Genomic DNA, 21,891 nt, shown 5'->3' with positions numbered 1-21,891 from the left:
GATTCCTGCTAGGTATATGGAAGGATATAAATAAAAATTATCAATGTATACCTTGGCTCTATACACTTCGAATCTGTGCAATTCTTGTGATACGAAAAAAAGCGTTAATAGCCGGAGTCCATTCCACAATCCTCAGGAATGATACTCCTTCTATTAACGCCTTCATATTTGTTCAGGTTGTTATATCTGATTCATAAGGCTCCTGTTAACCAGGATTCAGCCTTCAAGCCGGGATACAAGTGCTCGCAGCGCATGACCACGATGACTGATAGCCTGCTTTTGTTCCAGCGTAAGCTCGGCCATCGTCATCTCGTATTCAGGTACATAGAACAGAGGATCGTAACCGAAGCCACCGCCACCGGCAGCCTCGCTCGTAATCCAGCCTTCTGCTGTACCCTCCGCTTCAAACTTGTCCCCTGTTGCCGGGTCATACAGAACCAGGGCACATACAAAGCGTGCCGGACTGAGCAGCGGCTGCTGCGTATCCTCACCGGATTTGATGGATTCCAGCGCTGCAAGCAGCTTGGCATTATTCAGGGCATCCGTTGCCCCTTCGCCAGCATATCTTGCCGAATACACACCCGGCTCCCCATCCAGCAGGTCCACACAAAGTCCTGAATCATCGGCCAGCACAGGAAGACCAAGTGCATCTCCTACCGCTTTTGCTTTCTTCCATGCATTCTCGGCAAAGGTTACCCCGTCCTCCACGACATCCGGAAGTTCGGGGTAATCGAACATGCTTTTGACCTCTTTGCCAAGGGGTGCAAATGCATGGGCAAACTCTCTTACTTTACCCTGATTCCGGGTTGCAACAATGATGATTGGGCTGTCCAGATGCATCTTAGGCTTCTCCTAATCCACTAGCACCGATCTTGAGCGCAATCGGTCCAAGCACTTCTTTTTGTCGCTCAATCATCTCCAGAATTCCCTGCTCACCCAGTTCCAGCATGGCATTCAGCTCACGGCGGTCAAATGGGGCTTCTTCACCTGTTCCTTGCAGCTCTACATATTTTCCGCCACCTGTCATGACGAGGTTCATGTCTACTTTTGCCTTGGAATCCTCATCATAATTCAGATCCAGAACGGGCTGTTCTCCGACTACACCTACACTCACAGCTGCAATGAAATCCGTGATGGGGAATGTTTGCAGGCGGTGCTGCTGGGCAATTTTGTTCACAGCCAGTGCCAGCGCAACAAACGAGCCGGTAATGGACGTTGTACGAGTCCCTCCGTCCGCTTGAATGACGTCACAGTCCAGGGTAATGGTCCGCTCGCCAAGCGCCTGCAGGTTCACCACAGAGCGAAGTGCACGGCCGATCAGACGCTGGATTTCCATCGTACGTCCAGTCAGCTTCCCGCGGTTCGCTTCACGCTGGTTCCGAGTATGTGTTGCACGAGGAAGCATGGAATATTCTGCGGTAACCCATCCCTTGCCTTGTCCTTTCATGAAAGGAGGAACGCGTTCCTCCACCGTTGCGGTACAGATAACCTTGGTATCCCCGACTTCAATCAGTACAGAACCTTCGGCGTATTTATTTGTGTTAATTGTTAAATTCATCGGCCGCAGCTGTTCGCTGGTTCGTCCGTTAGATCTCATCATTTCTGCCTCCTACGACTTAAGCATCCTGTAATTGTTGAACTGAGTCACGCTTTACTAATCCTTTTTATTTTACCAAAGAGTTCTGTTAAAAGCATCTATCCGCCAAAGACTCTGTTACCCGTCCCAGATTTTGTCCCAATCCTAGATCGGAATTTCATTGATATACTCGGGCTTGGAGACCGGCGAACTATAATCCCGGTTATCGTCACCCATGACTGTTTTTTGGCCGTTCCACTCGATTTGAACCTTGGCATCCTTGCTCGCTGTATTTTCTGTCGTTGTCAATACGACCGATTGCAGCAGCTCGCTTGGCACGGCGTCTCCTTCGACGAACATATCGTCTTTGAGTGCGACCGTAACGGTTCCATCCTCTGCCGTTTTGACGGATTGCAATTCCGTGCCGCCTGTCATGACCTCTTCCAGCTCCCCACCCTTGGCTGGCCCCTTAATCAGCTCATTGAGTGCGGCTTGCACCCGGTCCGTACCTGGTGTGACCAGGCGCGTAACCGGAACATAATATTGAATGCCCGCAGGCGAAGCAGCTGAGAAATACACAGTGACTGGACTGCTGTTGGTGGTGAACGTGTCTCCCAAATCAAGATTGATACCTACCGCCCGATTCAACGGTTCAGGAAGCGGAGTACTGTTTACCGGCATTTGCGTCAGCTTTTTGCCATCCACCCAGATCTGCACGTTCTCCACATCCGGTGTACCTGTTAGCGTCCACGTGACGGCTTCCAGCATTTTGCGCTCATCCTTGGCGTCGTATTTGGCAAAGTTACCTGAGAACTCCACGACTGCAAGCTTGTCGTCCGGATGAACCGTTACATTCTGCACTACCGTGCCCTGTGGAAGAACACCTTGGAATCCTTCAGGCAGCATACCTGCATAAGCACCACCTGTTACTAGTGTATCCAGGGCAGTCTTCGGACTACTAACGTCCGAACCTGCCGGAAGCGTCAGGGATACCGGAGCGAGCAATCCTTGCTGATCCTGCAAATAGACTGTTGTGAGCGGAAGGGTTGCGAGTGTCCCATTGCCCTCGGCTGCCTGAATCATGGCTGCCTCCTGGATGGGCGGCGGTGGATCGATAGCCTCGGATGACTGTGCATTAAACATGCCGCAGCCGGACAACACCATCGGAATGCTCAGCAGTGCTGCTGCTGATGCCGTACGCATATATCGGATCTTACTCATGATCACGTTCCCCCTCATCATTTTTACAGTTTGTACTATCATGTATACGAGCCTTCGTCCAAAAAATAACTACTTTTTAAACAAGCCCTGATGCACCAAGCAAAAACAATATTGAAAGAAAGAAACACAAAACGGGTTAATACGTATTAGGAATCAAGTGTAGGGACATTGCTAACTTCAGAGGAGGAATCGCCCATGGAACATCCAGAACAAGAAAAAATCCCTTACAGCCTGAACAGCCGCAAAGTCGCGGACGCTACAAGGGAATGGCTGCACAAGCGGGGCGTCACGATCCCAGAGATCGCAGAACTGGTCATGCTATTGCAGAAAAAGTACTATCCGGATCTTACGATGGAAGAATGCATCGATAACGTGGAGAAGGTTCTTCGCAAGCGCGAAGTGCAGAACGCCGTTCTGACAGGCATTCAGCTGGATCTGCTCGCAGAGAAGGGTCAACTCATTTCGCCTCTGCAGGAGATGATCGAGAATGATGAAGGGCTGTACGGCGTGGATGAGATTCTTGCCTTTTCCATCGTCAATGTATATGGCAGCATCGGGTTCACGAATTACGGTTATGTAGACAAGCTTAAGCCTGGTGTACTTGAACGGCTGAACGATAAAAGCCTGGGACCTGTACATACGTTTCTGGATGATATTGTCGGGGCCATAGCCTCGGCAGCAAGCAGCCGAATCGCTCACCGCAAACAGTCGGAGCTGGAAGAAGCGTTAGGTCAGAAACCGGTCAGTGATGATGTCGTTTAACCCCCATTTGTCATATGGAAATGAGACATGTCCATAAAGGACGAGCTCATGGAAAAAAGCGGCCCTTGGGCCGCTTCTTTTTCGTATATACATCAGGTGTTATCACGCCTATTTTAACCGTTCCTGTCTCCCCGCACCAACGAGTCCGTATGCTTCACCCCATGTGCGTTCCATGGCTGGCTGTGACTGTGAACGATTGGGTCCAATCGTGATTTGCGGTCCCTTGCGTTCACGCAGAAGCCCCCGCAGCACCGTAATGCCAAGGATGGACAAGCCGGTAAAGACGTACATTAAACGCATCAGTACATTCCCCGAATCGGAACCTGTAATCATGCCATGGACCAGCAAACCGATAAATGCAGGATAAGACAGCATGTGGAACATAAACCACCATTTGCGGCCCAGTTTATTACGCAGATCACTGGAGAGCAGCACGATCAGCAAGGCGTAAAAGGATAACGTCCCAAGCCCGCTGCCAACCGGATGTACTGAGGCACTAAACGGAATAAGCAGTTCACTCCAGGTAAATGGACTGTAATGGTCGATATACAGGGTTAGTGCATGCAGGATACCAAGTCCAAAGGCAAGCCAGGTCGTCCGGGTATGCCACTGGTACATAGTGGCTTTGGGTTTGCCTTTGGCGGTAGGCATCCCTTGGGCAATTCCCAGAAAGACACCTGCAAAGAGCAGCAGATAAGCGGCTATCCCGCTAATACGAATGATATTCCACGTCGGTACATAATCAACAATCCATTGTGCCATAGCCGGCTCCCCCATATCTGATAGACTTATCGTTTCATCACTATGCGTCAATATAACTGCATGCAAAATATTTATCTTTAAATAAGGCTGAAGCAGTGGTCCGGTTCAAAGCCTGGCCACCGCTCTTCGAGTGCATCCATATCCCCTCTGAACCAGAATTTACCTTCCCGGGTCATCCATAAAACATCATGCCGGTCATAATGCCTGTTCAGCCAGCCCATCGCTTCAGCACTTCCCAGGATACAGACGGTCTTCGCGATAATCTCGCATTGCGAGACATGCTGGCCTACAACGGTGCATTGTACCACATCCGTATCAGCCGGCTTCATTGTCCGCGGGTCAATCAAATGATGGGACAGACTTCCATCCGCCTGCTGCCACTGTCTTCGTGCAATTCCTGAAGTCGCAACCGCACCGGAGTGTAACTGAATGCTTCCTGTCAGATTGCGTTTATCCAGCATAGGATCCTTGATATAAACAGTCCATGCAGAAGAGGCAGGTGTACCCCACATCTGAATATCTCCTCCCGCATTAATCATGCCTGCAGGAATGTGAAGCGTGCGCTGCAGCCAATCGGCAATACGTTCCGTTGCCCAGCCTTTCACAATGCCGCCCAGGTCCAGTTCAATCCCAGGATCCAGATGCACCATCCGGCTGCCCTCTCTGTGCATCCATCCTGGGAAGGTATAATCGTACTCCTCCTCCGGAATTAGTGCGGCAACCGTTGTTAAGGTATGCTGCAGCGACTGCGTTATGCCTCGCTCTTGCTGCCCGATCTGATCGAAGCTGACATCATATCCCTGTTGCCGAAGAGCTTTTGAAATGCCCGGTTGAAAAATCCCTTCCGTCTGACCTATATATCCGTATGCCAAACTCAATACCTCATCCATGGCAGCAGAAACAGGCATCCATCCCACAGAACGATTCAGACGATTCAATTCACTATTGGATATAAACCGACTGAAGCGCTGCTCTTGTGTTTCAAACCAGTTTTTTACGAGCGCTGCGGCATGCTCAGCTTCCTCATGTCCGGCAGCTACCAGCTGAACCTCCACATCCGTATTCATGGAACGAAATCTGAACTTCAACGGACACGTGGTCTCGTAAGCGGGACTCATGATGCACCTGTGCGTGACTGGTAACTGCCACTGCCAGTTCCGAAGTCAGACTCACCATCAGACTGACCGAAGTTCCGGCCATAGGATCTGCTCCGGTCTCCATGTTCCTCTTCCTGATTCGGAACAAAGCTGCCTGTCCATTCATCCATCACATCGTCTCGGGTATTCGACTGACTTGCAGGTAAGCTATCGGTATCTGTTCCATTGGCTGCTGCATGTGCAACATCAAAGGCATCAGAGGATCTCACATATTGAAAGAGTGCAGCCACCGCTAATGTGGCCATCGCTGTGGCTTGCCATTTTCTCCATTGATTTCGTTTCTTTCTGTTCATCGCTCTTCCCTACTTTCTCTGGCGAAGTTCATGCACTTATCTTATGGGCCCTGGATTAAAAGCAGATGAATGAACCGTTAAGAAAGGTTAAAGCTTTCCATTTCCTCCGATTTCATATACACAAAATAGGCCCTGAACGGGAGACGTTCTCCCACTGCAGAGCCTTAGCCTTATGAATAATTGCTTTTGCTTTTCCTATTTTTGAACTAACTCCGTTATGCTTTTTTGAAAAAAAATGATCCATCCGCTCTCTGTTCCTGCGTAATTTGCCCCCGCCGGATCAACTCCTGAAGATGAGCGAGCGTTTCGCTCATGGCAAAGCGCAGCTGATGTGTGCCCAATCGATCACCAAACAAGGAAACACAAACGTCATACCCGTTCGACGGGTGCTGAGCAATATGTTCATCCATCTTCTGAAGCCGCTCCTCATGGTGGGCTAGCAGATGAGAGGTTCGGTCCGTGAAATGGCTGAATGGATTTCGATGCCCCGGATATGCCTTCTCGACAGCCAAACTCCCTAGACGATGCAGCCCCTGAAGATAAGATAACAATGGCTGGGCATCACTTCCCGGCTGCAAGCTGATATTGGGCGAAATCTGTGGCAGTACGGCATCACCGCACAATATTTCACTGGATTCTGGTGCATAAAAGGATAGATGCCCTGGGGCATGTCCACCTGTCTCGATCGCTACCCACCTTTTGCCGCCCATATCCAGCCACTCCCCATCTTCAATGAACGTCACATCCGGCAAGGGGGTGATCTGAGAGATAAATCCCTTCATATGTTCACGGATCTGTATGGTCTTCTCATCCGGCATTCCATGTTGGCGATAATATTCAGGCAGTACCACATCAATGGTTGCACTCGGGCACCACATGTAATCTGCCTCTTGACGTGCCCTGGCAGACATGCGTACAGGCGCGCCCGACTTCTGCTGCATCCAGCCTGACAAGCCAAGATGATCTGGATGATGGTGGGTCAATACTATTTGGCTAATGTCCTGAAAAGACAATCCCAGATTGGTTAGAGCTTCCTGCCATTCCTGTTCTGTTCCCTGGTTACGTGGGCCTGGATCAACCACGGTTATCCTTCCATCAGCATCATAGAGCACATAACTGTTCACCCATCGCAGCGGGAAAGACATCGTGATCTGGAGCCGATGCATGCCCTCTGGCATGCTGATTGCTTCCGTTCGTTTCATTTTCTTCTCCTCCCTGCTGCTCTTACTCCACAGGCCGATGACCAACAAAAATCATGCGCGGGGAATCCTGCTCATCATATTCCTCTTCGTCATAACCTCCATGAACCTGATCTACCACAAGCCCCGCCTCCTGCAGCATATCACTCAATTGTTCACGGGTGTATAGCTTGACACGTTCCTCATGAATCCGGGGTTTCTGACTGGACCCGGAATCGGTAATGTGAATTTCCTTCTGCACAAATCCGTCCTTGATCTGGCGAAACTCCTCAATACGATGTCCTTCCGTCTCTCGTTTGGAGTGCGGAACCAAATGACGGGTTACGTAAGCCGTGTTCATAAAATCAATAATGTAGCTGCCGCCAGGCTTCAGCATATGACGGATGCCCTGAAGCACTTTGAGCTGCTCACCATCCTCACGAAAATAACCGAACGATGTAAACAGGTTGACTACCGCATCAAATCCACCTTGGAGCGGCAGATTACGCATGTCGGCATGAATCCATTCCACCCGATTCTCGGTGTCCATCTGGCGCGCTTCACGCAGAAGCACATCCGACAGGTCAATTCCGGTGACCCGGAAGCCTGCGTCTGCCAGAGCCAAGGAATGCCGTCCCATACCGCAGCATAGATCCAGGACCCGTGCCTGCGGCTCCAGTTTTAACCAATTAATCATTTTATGTACTTCTTCATATGCTCCCTGCACATCCCTGTGCTTGTATACGAGAAGGTAGTCTTCTCCAAAGCTATCTTCATACCATTCCGTCATTCGTATCGCCCTCCACATGGTCAATGGCCCTGTTCTCTCTGTAACGTACTTGATATAGGGCTGATCATACCTAAGCTTGTAGTAATTGTATCTTCTTTATTCTTCAAACTCAAAGATTTCCAGCGGCTTCCGTTCATTGAACGACCTGAATTCGCCCTATATAATGTTAAACATAGTCACGTGCCCGCAAACCGGTTAACTATATATAAGCTTTAGAGACAGAACAGCAGGAGGTGTTATTTATGATTCATATTGGACTCACAGGATGGGGAGATCATGATGATCTGTATCCCGATCGTTCCAAAGCCAAGGACAAGCTTCGTTTATATGGACAGTACTTTTCAACCGTAGAGGTCGACAGTTCCTTCTATGCTGTACAGCCTCGGGACCGGATGGCACGCTGGGCAGCTGAGACACCGGATGACTTTTCGTTTATCGTCAAAGCATATCAGGGGATGACCGGGCATCTAAGGGGCAAACCTTATTTCACCAGTACCTCAGACATGTACAAGGCTTTTCGGGAGTCGTTGGAGCCGGTAATGGAAGCCGGCAAAATGCAGGCGGCCCTGTTCCAATATCCGCCGTGGTTTGACTGCAATCGTGATAATGTTAACGAGCTGCGTGAGGTGAGACTACGAATGGAAGGCATTCCGTGTGCACTCGAGTTTCGCCATCGAAGCTGGTACGAGGATGGCATGCGCGAACGAACACTCACCTTTTTGCGGGAACAGGGCTGGATTCACAGTGTCTGTGACGAGCCGCAAGCGGGCTCAGGCTCCATTCCGATTGTACCGCAGGCGACGGATTCGGAGATGACGCTCGTGCGGATGCACGGACGCAATGTGTCTGGTTGGCACCAGAACGGTGCACCCAATTGGCGGGAGACCCGTTACTTGTACCGGTACAACAAGGAAGAGTTGATGGAATGGAAAGGATATCTGGAACAGCTGCACGAGCAGAGTAAGGATGTCTATGTGATTTTCAATAACAATTCGGGTGGCGATGCAGCAGCCAATGCGCAAATGATGATGGAGCTGCTGGAAATGCCTATCCGACCATTCCCTGATCGCACACCTGACGAGGAAGAGGATGGGCCTGAGCAGCTGGAGCTATTTTAAAAAATCTGGGCACGACCATTATATACAGTGACATATCGATTGGAGGTGAAATTATTTTAGATTACCGAGATCGCTCTGTTCTAAAATATAGGTTTTAACTACTGTATTTCCATCAAAAACATAAATCCTTTCACAACTATTACATCTCCACACATCATACCGAGGGAATGGTATATATATAGGATCAATGAAGTCACCTTGATTAATAATATCGTCCCATTCCTTATCTGTGTATACTGTCAACTCAACATCATTTGGGGCTTTTGAGTTGGAGAGCGTTACGCCACATTTACACTGAAATCTAGCCATATTTTGATCCCCCTGATCTCTAAACATGTTCTTCGTAAGAAATGGACTCAAGTAATGGACCAAATACAGGTACTAGTTTAGTCATATACCAGTTTATATCCGTGATTTTGTTGCAACTCTCTACATTAAGGATTCTTCGATTGATATGAGGACTCATAATTATGGTACCATTCTCTCTAACTAAAAATGTCCCCCCTATATTTGTATCTCTCCAAGTCATAACCACTCCAATTAACTCTTTTTGATTATCCTTTTCGGCTAATATCTTAAACAGTTCTTCTAAAGGAATACATTCATGCTGCCAATCAAAGTCATCTACGTCCCCAACCGGCAGAAAGGTTACTTTTCCATGATCGTTATATGACCAGCCGAATTCTTCGAGTTTTTGGAGAATAATCATTCTCGCGACTGGCTTTGATAAAGCTATCTCTATAGAGGATGAAATAGACATACGGATCCCCTCCAAATTAATGATATGTGCTCTCTGGAACCATTCTCTTTATATTGAGCCCCAGCCGCTTTGGAACTTTCACAAAATATAATTACGCAGTAAACTACATGTTTATATAATATTTTAATAAATCATGACGTAACTCATTGATTAGTTGATCTTCACCTAATGAAATAGGATAGACGTCACCATCCTCAAACATATTCTTTATCGCCTCATCGTAACTAGTTGCGAATTCCAGGACATAAGAGTTCAGTCCTTTAACGAGGGTTATTTTGTAATAGATACCAGAGTGAAATAACAATGTGCTGCCATTTACAATAACCTTTTCAAAGTTCAACTCTTGAATTAAAGCACTCATCTTCTTCTGTAGTTCTATAAAAATCCCTCCTTCTACCCTTCAAGCCCCTAAGTCCAGGGTACTGTAGTATTTCTACATATATTCTGTGAGCTTATAATCAAATCCCCTCTTTCGTTTCAAAAATTCACATAGCTGAATGTTTAATAAATGAGAAAGAAAAAGACTATTTTAGGAAATCCCTAAAATAGCCTCCATCCACTCTGAAGCTTATGTTAACTCCTCAAGCCTTCTGCATCGTGCCCTCTTCTTCAGTAACGTCCATCTCGCTGAGCTGCCGGTTCATTTTATGCACTTCAATCCCTGCCAGGAGTACAATGCCGATCCCGTGAGTATCGTTCAGAATCCAGCCCAGATCGTCCCGATAATAGAGCGCGGTAAAGGAATAACCCGACCCACGGCATACACCATATATATTGCCTTTGTAGTCAATGGACAGCCTTGCCATGCCTTCCCATCCTTTGCGGACAGCTTCCAGATATGGCGCAGGTGTCTCAAGCCATCCCTCGCGAATTCCACGGGCATAAGCGTAGATGAACATCGACGTGCATGAGGTTTCCTCATAGGTGTCCGGACGGTTCAGCACCTGATGCCACAGGCCATTTTCCCCTTGCAGCGCCAAATATCCCTGACACAGATCACGGTAGAAACTCAGCAATTCCGAACGCCTTGCATGATCCTGAGGCAGAATGCTTAATAGCTCGGTCAGGGAGAAGAGAACCCACCCGTTTCCACGCCCCCACGGGATGCCTGTTGCCCGTCCACGTACAAAATCATACACATGCGACATGATCTGCTGCTCAGGAATATAGAGATATTGACGGAACAACAGGAACTGGTTAATGGCATCATCCCAATACGCCGTATCGCCCGTCAGTTGTCCATAACGCATCAGGAATGGTGTGCTCATGTACAGATCATCACACCACATCGTTTCGTGACGCATCTCTCCGCTTCCGCGAACACGATAAAAGGCTCCAGCCTCCAGCCGTTCCTGCTCATCCGTAATGTAGCGGGCAATCCGATCTGCCGTATCTCGGCCCCCGCGAATGTCACCCAGTTCCATCGCAGCCAGCAGCGTTGATCCGAACGAACCACAATCGTCCAGACTGTCGATCGCAGACAACTGGTTGTTAATTCCCGCTGCACCGTAGGTTTCCCGATCCCATAGACCATAACGGTCGAACGAAGTACTCAGGCCGATATGATCACGAACATACTGGATGTAATCGTCACGATTCAGCTCCTGTCCGATACGCAGAAGTCCAAGCAGCGTAACCCCTAATGGATAGTTCCATTTTCCGTAATGTGTATTTTCGAGATATGGGCGAACACTCGTATTCGGCTGATCCACATGCCAATAGACTCCTTTCGATCCATCATCAAACACAGTATCGGTCACGACAATATCTGTGGGTGAAGGTGCAGAACCCGGAGTAAATTTCCCGGTATACAGCCATACGTCAGAACTGCCGGCAACCGAATGCGGAGAGCTTAATCTCCAGCCAGCTGAACCCGAGACCCCGGGCGATTCCAGCGTGAACCCCCAATGACCCTCCCCGGCCTTGGTTTCCCCTCGTGCCACCAGATCGGATAATCCATAGCGGCGCGGCAGTTCCACGCGATAAGGTCCACTTTTGTCTGAGGTATATACTTCCTTACCGTCCAGGTACAAATGAAGGGCACCTTCATGCTGACCTTGCAATACTACAGAAGATGATTCCGGCAATGTTACATCCAGCTTGGTCCACGCGTAGGCAACGCCCGGTTGTTCTGTACCAAAGATCCTCGCGAAAGAGCCGGCCTCCCGTTCTACTTCTGTCCATTCTCTTCGTGGGTACCAGGAAAGCCCTGTTTCTTCTTCCGTCATTCCGTTATGGGGAATCGAAGTTACGGGTTCATCAAGAGGCTCGGAATACAACCAGCCCTCCTGACCTTGCCGATTCACTCCCGGAGTGAGGAAATGAAGCGGGAAATTCTTGAAGGAAGCGGTACCATAAATACCGCCGAATCCAACCTCGGTTTTGACAAAACAAAGCAAGACGTCATTCCAGCCAACCTTTACGTGAATTGGAATCTGGGTTCTTCGCTCGGGGAATAACTCCTGCAGCAGCTCGGATTTGAAAGCCTCTTCCCCGTTGACATAGATCGTTACCGGACTGTAGCAGTTCAGGCCAGTGTTCAGCGTAGTCTCCTGCTGGCTCCATAATTTTCCCCATACGTATACGTACTGCCCTGCACACGCTTCCGGCCACTTGTCGTCCAGGTTCAGATCGTAACGGTAATCCCCCAGTCTGCGGAAACCTCCACGGTGGTAGGCTCGGAACAGAAAAGAATGTTTGGGATGATCGCCGATATAACGCTGGGCCACCGTCGTCAGAATATCCGGAATTGAATGATGCACCTTACCTGCAATCGACTCGTTTGCATGAAAATAACGAATGATCATCAGCCCCTTCCCTATACCTTAATTCGTTCGGTTAAACGCAATGTCTCCCCTGCACGCGCTTCAATGACCTGCTGATCTGCCGTGAACCAGACGGATATGGCCGATGGATTATGGATAATGGATCGGTCTGCTGAACATTCCAGTCGTTTGACCGCTTTCCAATAGGCAATGATCTCGAAATTCGTCGCGTACCAAATATCGTCCCTTCCGCCGATCTGCTCGCCAAACTGCTCAATGATCTCCCAATTGTCGTTATCATTGAATTCGTAACTGTGTCCCCAAACATAGAGCAGGAGCGGTGTACCCGTTTTGGAATGCTGGATAAAACGCTCGGCATGCGCTGCCAGGTCATTTTTATGATGACAGGTCGGGTGCCATTCTAGCGGGCGTTCAGGCAGCGTATATCTGCCGTGGGATTCAACCGTCCGGGCATAGTCCAAGCCTAACCACTCCAGTTTGGTACTCAGTGCACGATCAAACCCTCCATTGGGATAGGCCATTCCCCTCACCGGATAACCAACAAGCTGCTCCAGTGCTCGGCGATCCTCCATAATTTCTTCGTTCAACAGCTCATCCGGTACATAAGGCAATGTAGGATGAGTAACCGTATGCACAGCCACTTCATGCCCGGCATACAGTTCAGCGACTTCCTCCGGCTCAATTCGCCCCGGTTTCCCGAGCGTCCCTGAGTTCAGATTGAATGTTCCTCGCAGCCCATAGCGATTAAAAATCTCCACCAGCCTGCGGTCGTGAACCACACCGTCGTCATAACTGAGCGTCAATGCCTTCATCACACCGCCAGGATACCGATCAAACTGAATGCGATGTCCCATCTTGGACCTCCTCCTTACCCTGTTCTTCCACCGTTTCTTTCACCTCAAAATATCGAAAAATGCCTTGGCCACCACGATTTGCAGATTGCGTGTTTAGAGCAAATACCCCCATCTTCGCACCAACCCAAAGTGCAGTTGTCGCCGTAAACGGTGCACCAATGGGCTGAAATTCTTCTCCGTTCTTACTCCAGCTAAACTGGCAGCGAGCAGGTTCCTCCAGCGAAAAGCGGAGATGAATGGTCCAACCGGTTTCCAGTGAACCATGCTCACTCCAATCCAGTCCGGCTTCTTCCGATTCATCCGCATGCAAATGGTTGTCTGGCTGTTTGGCTCCGCGGAGCAGGGACAACCTGACCGCTCCAGTGTCAGTCTGATAGAGACTCAGGCAAGCATAATCATCACCAAAAACAATGAGCCCCGCTCGGTCACCCTCCTGCTTTGGCAAAAAGGTCAGCTTGGTTGTCGCTTCGAAGGCGGAGGCAGGTAGCTTCTGCATAAGCAGCTGCGGAACGCCGAATAAGGATTGTATGCCTTCCGGGTAAGGATGCATATGTAATACAAGTCCCTTGTCCGGAACAACCTCTGCCCATTCGGGACGGGAGTTGGCCTGCCACTGCCACTGAACTCCTATGCGTTCATTTTGGAAATCATCTGAAACATCAGGCACAACAATCGGATAGGCAGCACCCACATCGGGTTTGTTGTACACATCCACAGGCTCACCTGTTCCATTTCCTTCACGATCTACGCCAATGACAGGCCATCCGTCTTCGTTCCACTTCATGGGCTGAAGATGAACGATTCGGCCATATGCATCCCGATCCTGAAAATGAATGAACCATGACTCTCCTGATTCCAGTTCCACGTATCCCCCCTGATGAGGACCATTAACATTGGAAGCTCCCTGATGCATCACGATCCGATCCTCATAGGGACCAAACACCTGCTTGGAACGCAAAACGGTTTGCCATCCAGGCTTCACACCCCCGGCGGGAGCAAAGATGTAGTAGTACCCGTCCCGCTTATAAAACTTCGGCCCCTCAATCGTAGGGTGATGAGCTGTACCGTCAAAAACAATCTGCCCTTCATCCAGGAGCCTGCTTCCATCCGGTGCCATGCGGCACACCTTAATCTTGCTTTTTATGCCAGCGCGGCTCTTAGCAAAGGCGTGAACCAAATAAGCTTGACCATCTTCATCCCATAACGGGCAAGGATCAATCCAGCCCTTCACCTCATGGACCAGATGAAGAGGCGACCATTCGCCCTCGGGGTGATCGGCTGTTGTCATGAAGATGCCTTCATCCGGCGTGCTGAAGAAAATCCAGTACTTCCCGTCATGATACCGGATGCTTGGTGCCCATACGCCCTTGCCATGAAGCGGTACATCATACCCTTCCAGATCCAGCCGCTGAATGGCGTACTGCACCAGCTTCCAGTTCACCAGATCCTTCGAATGCAAAATGGGCAGCCCGGGTATGTGCGAGAAACTTGAAGCAGTCATATAAAAATCATCGCCGACACGAATGACGTCAGGGTCAGAATAATCGGCATGCAATATGGGGTTGCGATACGTCCCGTCTCCCTGATCCGCGACCCAGACGGCAGCCATTTTTTCCTGTTCTGAATGGGTTGTACTCATATGCGTCTCCTCCACATTTCCAAATTTATTCTTCAACTAATCCAATACCAGCCTCTTGCAAACTATGGCTATCCGAATCAAAATAGGTACCTTCGAGCAGACCAATCAACGTATTGGTGATGCGTACTTCAATCTCGTTGTCTCCTGAACGGAGCAAGGACGTTTCTCCACTCCAGCGATACGGAGACCAGCAGCGCACGCCAAGGCTATGACCGTTGACCAAAACCTCCGCCACATCCTGCACAAGCCATTCACTGAATTCAAGTTCAAAGGACTCTGCATCGGCGTCAGGCTGATCCAGCCAGAAGCTGCGTTTATAGCTCATCTCTCCTGCATAATATGGATACAGGGGCTGTGGTTCAGGTGTGATACGAATCGCCGTATCCGGCTCACGGACCAAAGAGACCATCCCTTCGTGATGAAACTCCACGCCAAACCGTCCCTGCAAATAAAGTGGATCAAGGATTCCTTCCTCATCCTTCGTGACCTGTACCGTAATCGTTATTTCATTCAAGCCCGTGTGCAGCCACTCATTGATATCACATGCAATGTTGGTATAATCTGTGATCTCAACAAACTCGAATTGATCAGGCCCAATCGTATGGCCGTTGATCTCCATGATCCAAGCGCCTGCAATGGCTGCCCGATCCATAAATAGGCTGCACTCCGGCAAAGCCGTTCCCAGTTCAAAAGCTGTAGTGTACCGGCATTGTATCGGATAGGCAATTTCCGCTTTCTTCGGCGTGCCAAATACCTGATTAAACTGAACAGGCAAGTGATGATGTCCCGACAATTCAGCCGCTTGATCGATAAAAGGCTTAACGCCTGCATGCTTGGTATCCAAGATCACGCCATTGTCATTCGTTGCCGTAAGACGGAACTGTCCAATCCGAAGAATATTGGGCTGAATGGTCTCCAGTCGCCATGGCCCTTCTACAGGTAAAATAAGGGGCGCAGATGGCATATGTGCAGCATCAGGCTTGAAGGGTGCAGCCACTTCGGTCTGACCGAGGTTACCCCGTATATCCTCAGAAGATTTAGCTTGCAGAGTCAGCCGCACAGCGTGTGCTTCATACCCGGCAACCCCGAGTGAAATACACCATTCTCCCCCGCTGCTGGTCAGCGGCAAGACTTCCCGTTCTCCTGTCTCCAGATTAAGCCGCTCTGCCAGCACACGTTTATACGATGAGACATCCGTACTGCTCCATAACTGCTTGGCAACAACCTTCAATTGTCCCTTTAATTGCCGACCCTCTTGGTTAGACAGGAACACCATATATTCACCATCCGATAATTGACGGGTCTGCATTAACAAGGAGGCACTCTCTTCCTCCATAATCCAACAGATAGGCTCTGGCAGCACCTGGTCCAGCAATAGCGAGATTAATTCAAGCGTTGAATCATTCCCCTGACCTGCACCAACCGGAAGGAAGTAGGCTTCTCCCTTCCCTTGCTGCCACATTAATTCACTGCTGCCTTGCCTGGTTTCCCCGGCATGACCCCAATACTCTTCCTCGGGTTGATCCCCTGCACCGAAGAAGTTTGCTGCTTCATTGCCTGCTGGGCTTCCTTCCTGAATTGCAATGTACGGAGGCAGTCCGACGGATATGACGGTTCCTCCTTGCTCAGCAAATCGTCTCACCTGCTTCCAGGCATTCGCCTCCAGGTTCAGCATCGGCGGAAGGATAAGTACTTCGTATCTGGCAGCACCAATCTGAATCGTTCCACCCGCAAGTTCGGCTTCAGCCAGCAGCTCAGGGTCCAGATGGTCATAGTCACGTCTGTTCTCTAGCAGATGTACACCAATTCGCATCCAATCATTTGTAAGCCGCTCCAGTCTCGCCCGTTCGGATTCATCCTCACCGCTGTATTCAAACCCATGCAGCGGATTGCCCATCAGGCTCCAGAATGTGGTCGTCGGATCAAGAACGGCAATCCGAATATCGGCTGTCCCCGTGCTCATGAGATAACTTATTCGTCCCGTGTAATCTCCAAGCTGACGGAAATGCTTCCAGTATGGATTCTGCAGAAACTGGGATGGCGGTGCATCATGCTTCGTTAACCCGCCAATCGTATAGAAAAAGGCGTGGAAATTATAGAAATTCGTGCCCATGGCAGCCATCCGGTCAATCATCCATTTCGCATCCTGCAGCGTCATCGACCAGCCCACACTATGAAAGCACTCGATCAAATTGCGGCTGCGTCCCAGCTGTCTGGCCAGGGAGCTGACCATCTTCGGATTGTCACGCATTCTTTTGCCGTACCGTTCCAGAATCCAGGATAAGGGGCGCCCAATCTTCTCATGTGCGGAGTCTCCCCCGGGCATATGGCTGAACAACTGAGTCGTCATCCGTACCCCGGGAACTTCTGCGGCATACTGGATTCCCGCATCTTCGCACCAGTCATGCACCTGCTGATGGTATGACTCCCTGAGAAGCAGATGAAGCGATTGATAATAGTCATACCGGATACGGGCCGACTCCGGAACATCACCGTATAACAGGGCAGGAAGCGAATCAATCAGACTGTATCCACAGCGTTCGCGGAAATATGCAGGTAGCTGAGGAGACCAGGGAATACGTCCGAGCGGTGCAATTTCGTCAGAGAACATGCCTTTGATAACGCTGTCAAAATGTGTTCCAACAGCCGCCGCATATCGGTCATGGGTAAGTTCAATAAAACGGCTCATCGCTTCCCTATGGCACGGGTCAACAAAATTGCCGTAATATTTGAAATCATCCATCTCCACTTCCTGAAACAGGATTACATCCCAATTCCCTGCCGGGGGGTCCCAAACCAGGCGGAAAGCCGTCCGATATGTAAAAAATCGCTTGCGATTATACGACGTGAGACCCGTCTCCTGATATACCTGATCGGTCTGGATATTACCGATGTGGTGCCGCAGATCGATAGACTTATCCCATAATCGGTTACCCTCTGCGTCTTTTGGTATGGCTTTGGCGACCAAAATTCGCCCCCACGGTAACTCATGGTTCACAGCTTCTCCGCCCTGCACATGTAACCGCTGATGCACGAGCTGGCGCTGCTTGGCTTCAGGGAAATCCAGGGTGACCTCACCGCCTGCCATGCCGCTAGGATAAGGGTATTCGTCATACAGCCATACTTGCATGCCACAGGTCTCGGCTGCTTCCACCGCAATCCGGACCTTGTCAAACCAAGCATCCGACAGATAGGGGATCTGAAGCCCCTGACGCGGACAAATGAAAAAACCGCCCACACCTTGTGCTGACATTTCATTCACTTGCCGTTGGATCTGCTCTTCCTCCATATCCCCATTCCAAAACCAGAACGGATGAATCCGGTACTGCGCGGCGGGATTCGCAAATGCCTCCCCGTTCCACATGTCGCTTTCCTCCCTGTTAAAAAGAGTCTTTTCTTCTTCCATTACGGTTCATTTATGTTCATGTACGTTTGTTTGGCTATGATTATACCTTAAAAAATGCGGTTAGGGAGCCTGTAAATACAAAATGTTTTAAAAAATTGATATAGATGGAAATACCCGACAGCTTCTGTTGTACTTACGTACGGCTGCCGGGCTCTGGTATCCTTCTACTTCAATGCAGCGTACAGTTCGTTGACTTCCTTCACGTACTCATCACCGCCACTGCTCTTCCACAGTGCGATTGCATCCTGGAATCCCTTCTCATCAATCTGTCCCACGATGAATTTGATACGGGCATCGTTGATGATGTTATCCAGCTGGGGCCCTTTCTGTGCATAAACATCAGAGATCAACGGCTCACCCGGATTGGGAACAACGATCTCCTCGTTGGCCTTTTGTACCTCTGCCACCTTCTCACGCACCGGCGTCGGTTCAACCCGGAAGGCGCGGTCTTCCGGAAGGAACATCAAAATTTGGTTCAGACCCTGCAGATCTCGCAGTGCAAGCTTGTCGGTGGTCGGAACAACATATTCCCCTTTTTTCTCATATTGCTTGCCTTCCAGACCATTAGACAGCAAAGCCTGGAGCTCCGGCTCGTTCAATTGATCCAGAAATGCGAGCACCTTTTTCAGGTCTTCTTCCGTTTTCACACCACTTTTGGAGACGGCGATCATACCGGAGTAGCCTGAGGTTGGCATGTCACGCAGCCCTTTGGGTCCTTCCACCGCCTGAAGCACATCCACCCGCCCTGTGGCCGATGGGTCCTTCTCCAGAATTTTCTGCTCTATCCGCTGTGCGTTATCCGCCACATCAATCATGACACCCGCCTGCCCGTTGACAAACGGATCAGGCAGCTTGGTCGCATCCATCACGGCAAAGTCCTTGTTCACCAAACCTTCACTGTAGATCTGACGGAAAAACTTCAGTGCTTCCATATACTCGGGTGTTTCGTGTGCCGGAATCAAATTACCGCTGCCATCATCGCCCCATTTGTTGGGCGCACCAAACCAGATCTGCATATTGTCCCATGGCCCGTTAAATTTGCTCGCTACCAAACCATACGTATCATCCTTGCCGTTGCCATCCGGATCATCTGTAGTGAATGCTTTTAGCACATTATAAAGATCGTCCAGATTTTTGGGTGCTTCCAGACCCAGATTTTCCAGCCAATCCTTCCGGATCGTTATTCCGTTACGTCCCAGCGGCCTTCCCCGGTAGATGCCGTAGGTTTTGCCGTCAATGGAGGCATTGTTCGTAATAATTTCGTTCATCTGGCTCAAGTTCGGGTAGTCTTTCAGATAAGGCCCCAGCTCCCAGAAAGCCCCGGTACGTGCAGCGTTAATGAAGCTTGGGGATTTGCCGAGCACGACCATCACGTCGGGCAGCTTGCCCGAGGCCAGAGTAATGTTGAATTTGTCCTCATAAGAGCTGCTCGGTACCCATTGCAGATTCACATCCACTTTGGTTAATTCCTCAAGTTTCTGGATTACCGGACTGTTTTCAGGCGGATTTTCGGCTTCAAAGTTCGGAAGCATGATCGTGATCTGATCGGTTCCACCTGCAGCCGCTTCGCCCGTATCGTTGGTTTTGTCCGTGGAGCAAGCTCCCAGAACCGTGCTCAGTAACAATGCTGCCGAAAGTACAAGTGCTGTTTTTTTGATTCCCGCTTTTTGTCCCATACGTTCTCCCCCTTGGCTTTAGCCTTTGATTGAGCCTAACATGACACCTTTGGCAAAATGCTTTTGCAAAAACGGATACACGAGCAAAATCGGAATGGTACCTACCACAATGACAGCCATTTTAATGGACTGTTCCGGTGGCTGTACGAAATTGGGATCCATATTGGCCATATCCCCAACGCTTGCCTGCGAGAGCAGAACAATCTGCCTCAGCATCACCTGCAACGGCCATTTGTCACTGTCGGAAATGTACAGGAGTGCCGAGAAGAAGTTATTCCAATGCCCTACGGCATAAAATAACGCAAACGTGGCAATCACCGGTTTGGATAATGGCAGGACAATTCGCCAGAGTACCCCGAGATCCGAGCAGCCGTCGATACGGGCCGCTTCCTCCAGCCCGGGCGGCATTTGCTGAAAAAAGTTTTTGACAACGATTAAATTAAAAGCGCTGATTGCGCCAGGAAGCATAAGGGCCCAGTAAGAATCGAGCAATCCCAGTCCACGGATGACGAGATACGTCGGGATCATTCCTCCGCCGAACAGCATGGAGAAGATCACCATGTTCATCATGACGTTGCGTCCCCAGAAGTCGCTTCTGGATAGCGGATAAGCCATCGTCAGCGTGAAGAACAGATTGACCAGCGTGCCTGCTACCGTCACAAATACGGAGACGCCAATGCTGCGGAAGATGGTAGACGAAGAAAAAATATACTCATACGCGCTGAAGGAGAAGACTTTCGGAATGAGAAAGAAACTTCGTTCCGTAATCTCGGCTTCGGTCGCGAACGAATTCCCTATAATATACAGGAAAGGAAGGACAGTCAGTATGCCCAGAATACCCAGCATGACGTAGTTGAAAATATCAAATACTTTGCCGGCAGGGCTGTTGTATAGACGGCTGTTCATGGGCTTTCCTCCTTATGAATTCATGCAGAATGCCTGCTTAATAAATCCCCGGATGGCCAAATCTTTTGGCAAGTTTATTGCTGCCGAGCACCAGGATGATACCCACGACCGATTTGAATAATCCTACTGCGGTACTGTAGCTGAATGCCCCTTGCGTAATCCCTACCGTATAGACATAGGTATCAAATACATCGGCCACGTCGCGGTTAAGCGAATTGGTCATCAGATAAATCTGTTCGAATCCCGTATCCAAAAAGTTTCCCAGTCTTAGAATGAGCAGAATCACAATGGTTGTGCGGATCGCCGGCAGCGTAATGTGCCACATGCGTCGCAACCGTCCCGCACCATCCACAATGGAAGCCTCATACTGCTCGGTATCCACGCCTGCGAGTGCGGCCAGGAAGATTATCGTTCCCCAGCCCATCTCCTTCCACATCATCTGAATGATAATGAGTGGACGAAACGAACCCGGACTGGACAATACATCTATTGGCTTTCCCGTTATCCAGGCAATCAGGTCGTACAGCACCCCGCCTTGAGGGGTCAGGAATACGTAAGTAATACTGGCGATAATCACCATGGACACGAAATGGGGTACATACACCAGCGTTTGAATCGTTCTTTTGAAGAACGCGATCCTAATTTCATTTAATAAAAGGGCAATAATGATCGGTGCCGGGAAAAAGAATATGAGATCATATATGGCAAGGACCAGCGTGTTACGCAATAACCGGAAAAAGTCTGGATTGGAGAAAAAGGTCGTAAAGTTCTCCATGCCCACCCATTCACTGTTCTTGATACCGAGAAAAGGCTGATAGTCCTGAAAGGCAATGACGATTCCCCACATGGGCAAATATTTAAAGATAACAAAGTACAGAAATCCGGGAAGCACAAGCACGTACAGCCATTTGTTGCGCTTGATCTGCCTCTTCCAGTTGGACTCCCGCTTCATCGGCATGGTGGCCATTTCCGCCTGGGTTGCCGCTGTGGTATTTCCATTCCATTTG

General features: G+C 49.6%; 19 protein-coding genes. 2 read left to right on the top strand and 17 right to left on the bottom strand.

Going from position 1 to position 21,891, the window contains the following annotated elements; all coding sequences use genetic code 11:
- Positions 1-216: 216 nt before the first annotated feature.
- The 3 genes from PIL01S_RS19975 to PIL01S_RS19965 all read right to left on the bottom strand — a co-directional run bounded on the left by PIL01S_RS19975 (position 217) and on the right by PIL01S_RS19965 (position 2,797).
- Complete coding sequence (locus tag PIL01S_RS19975) at positions 217-840, bottom strand: XTP/dITP diphosphatase (protein ID WP_095293275.1); 624 nt, start codon at positions 838-840, stop codon at positions 217-219.
- Between the two features lies 1 nt (position 841).
- Complete coding sequence (gene rph, locus PIL01S_RS19970; protein ID WP_095293274.1) at positions 842-1,600, bottom strand: ribonuclease PH; 759 nt, start codon at positions 1,598-1,600, stop codon at positions 842-844.
- Positions 1,601-1,741: 141 nt separating this feature from the next.
- On the bottom strand, positions 1,742-2,797 hold the full coding sequence (locus PIL01S_RS19965; RefSeq protein WP_127539030.1) for a GerMN domain-containing protein: 1,056 nt from the start codon (positions 2,795-2,797) through the stop codon (positions 1,742-1,744).
- A 195-nt stretch (positions 2,798-2,992) separates the two neighbouring features.
- Between PIL01S_RS19965 and PIL01S_RS19960 the strand changes: the two genes are divergently transcribed.
- Positions 2,993-3,559, top strand: a complete 567-nt coding sequence (locus PIL01S_RS19960; RefSeq protein ID WP_127539029.1) for a phosphatidylglycerophosphatase A family protein — start codon at positions 2,993-2,995, stop codon at positions 3,557-3,559.
- 108 nt (positions 3,560-3,667) lie between these two features.
- On the opposite strand, the gene PIL01S_RS19955 is transcribed toward PIL01S_RS19960, so the two are convergent.
- From PIL01S_RS19955 to PIL01S_RS19935, 5 genes are all read right to left on the bottom strand, one after another.
- Positions 3,668-4,321: a ferric reductase-like transmembrane domain-containing protein gene (locus PIL01S_RS19955; protein ID WP_164764291.1), complete on the bottom strand. Its 654-nt coding sequence runs from the start codon at positions 4,319-4,321 to the stop codon at positions 3,668-3,670.
- A 77-nt stretch (positions 4,322-4,398) separates the two neighbouring features.
- Entirely contained in the window at positions 4,399-5,409 is a 1,011-nt protein-coding gene (locus PIL01S_RS19950) for an FAD:protein FMN transferase (protein ID WP_164764290.1), read from the bottom strand.
- A gap of 26 nt (positions 5,410-5,435) precedes the next feature.
- The gene (locus tag PIL01S_RS19945; protein WP_127539026.1) at positions 5,436-5,771 is read right to left on the bottom strand and encodes a hypothetical protein; all 336 of its coding nucleotides are present in this window, start codon (positions 5,769-5,771) and stop codon (positions 5,436-5,438) included.
- A gap of 215 nt (positions 5,772-5,986) precedes the next feature.
- Entirely contained in the window at positions 5,987-6,973 is a 987-nt protein-coding gene (locus PIL01S_RS19940; protein WP_127539025.1) for an MBL fold metallo-hydrolase, read from the bottom strand.
- Between the two features lie 22 nt (positions 6,974-6,995).
- Positions 6,996-7,739 (bottom strand): class I SAM-dependent methyltransferase, encoded by a 744-nt coding sequence (locus PIL01S_RS19935; protein ID WP_127539024.1) that lies wholly within the window; start codon positions 7,737-7,739, stop codon positions 6,996-6,998.
- Positions 7,740-7,981: 242 nt separating this feature from the next.
- On the opposite strand from PIL01S_RS19935, the gene PIL01S_RS19930 reads away from it, so the two are divergent.
- A complete protein-coding gene (locus tag PIL01S_RS19930; protein WP_127539023.1) occupies positions 7,982-8,857 on the top strand; it encodes a DUF72 domain-containing protein in 876 nt (291 codons plus the stop codon).
- 51 nt (positions 8,858-8,908) lie between these two features.
- On the opposite strand, the gene PIL01S_RS19925 is transcribed toward PIL01S_RS19930, so the two are convergent.
- The 9 genes from PIL01S_RS19925 to PIL01S_RS19885 form a co-directional block, all read right to left on the bottom strand.
- Positions 8,909-9,166: a hypothetical protein gene (locus PIL01S_RS19925; RefSeq protein ID WP_127539022.1), complete on the bottom strand. Its 258-nt coding sequence runs from the start codon at positions 9,164-9,166 to the stop codon at positions 8,909-8,911.
- Positions 9,167-9,185: 19 nt separating this feature from the next.
- Positions 9,186-9,617: a hypothetical protein gene (locus PIL01S_RS19920; RefSeq protein WP_127539021.1), complete on the bottom strand. Its 432-nt coding sequence runs from the start codon at positions 9,615-9,617 to the stop codon at positions 9,186-9,188.
- Positions 9,618-10,198: 581 nt separating this feature from the next.
- Complete coding sequence (locus PIL01S_RS19915) at positions 10,199-12,424, bottom strand: glycoside hydrolase family 88/105 protein (RefSeq protein ID WP_127539020.1); 2,226 nt, start codon at positions 12,422-12,424, stop codon at positions 10,199-10,201.
- 11 nt (positions 12,425-12,435) lie between these two features.
- Complete coding sequence (locus PIL01S_RS19910) at positions 12,436-13,257, bottom strand: polysaccharide deacetylase family protein (RefSeq protein WP_127539019.1); 822 nt, start codon at positions 13,255-13,257, stop codon at positions 12,436-12,438.
- Positions 13,235-14,896 carry a glycoside hydrolase family 43 protein gene (locus PIL01S_RS19905; RefSeq protein ID WP_174818715.1) on the bottom strand — a complete coding sequence of 554 codons (1,662 nt, stop codon included), beginning with the start codon at positions 14,894-14,896 and terminating at the stop codon, positions 13,235-13,237. Before PIL01S_RS19905 ends, PIL01S_RS19910 begins: the two co-directional genes overlap by 23 nt.
- Positions 14,897-14,921: 25 nt before the next feature.
- Complete coding sequence (locus PIL01S_RS19900) at positions 14,922-18,260, bottom strand: glycosyl hydrolase (protein ID WP_164764289.1); 3,339 nt, start codon at positions 18,258-18,260, stop codon at positions 14,922-14,924.
- A 206-nt stretch (positions 18,261-18,466) separates the two neighbouring features.
- Complete coding sequence (locus PIL01S_RS19895; protein ID WP_127539017.1) at positions 18,467-19,978, bottom strand: extracellular solute-binding protein; 1,512 nt, start codon at positions 19,976-19,978, stop codon at positions 18,467-18,469.
- A gap of 18 nt (positions 19,979-19,996) precedes the next feature.
- Positions 19,997-20,884, bottom strand: a complete 888-nt coding sequence (locus tag PIL01S_RS19890; protein ID WP_095293262.1) for a carbohydrate ABC transporter permease — start codon at positions 20,882-20,884, stop codon at positions 19,997-19,999.
- A gap of 37 nt (positions 20,885-20,921) precedes the next feature.
- Entirely contained in the window at positions 20,922-21,851 is a 930-nt protein-coding gene (locus PIL01S_RS19885; protein WP_164764292.1) for an ABC transporter permease, read from the bottom strand.
- Positions 21,852-21,891 lie beyond the last annotated feature (40 nt).

The organism is Paenibacillus illinoisensis NBRC 15959 (assembly GCF_004000925.1).
Taxonomy (GTDB): Bacteria; Bacillota; Bacilli; order Paenibacillales; family Paenibacillaceae; genus Paenibacillus; species Paenibacillus illinoisensis.
The sequence above is the reverse complement of the archived record's forward strand: the minus strand, read 5'-3'. Positions and strand labels throughout refer to the sequence as shown.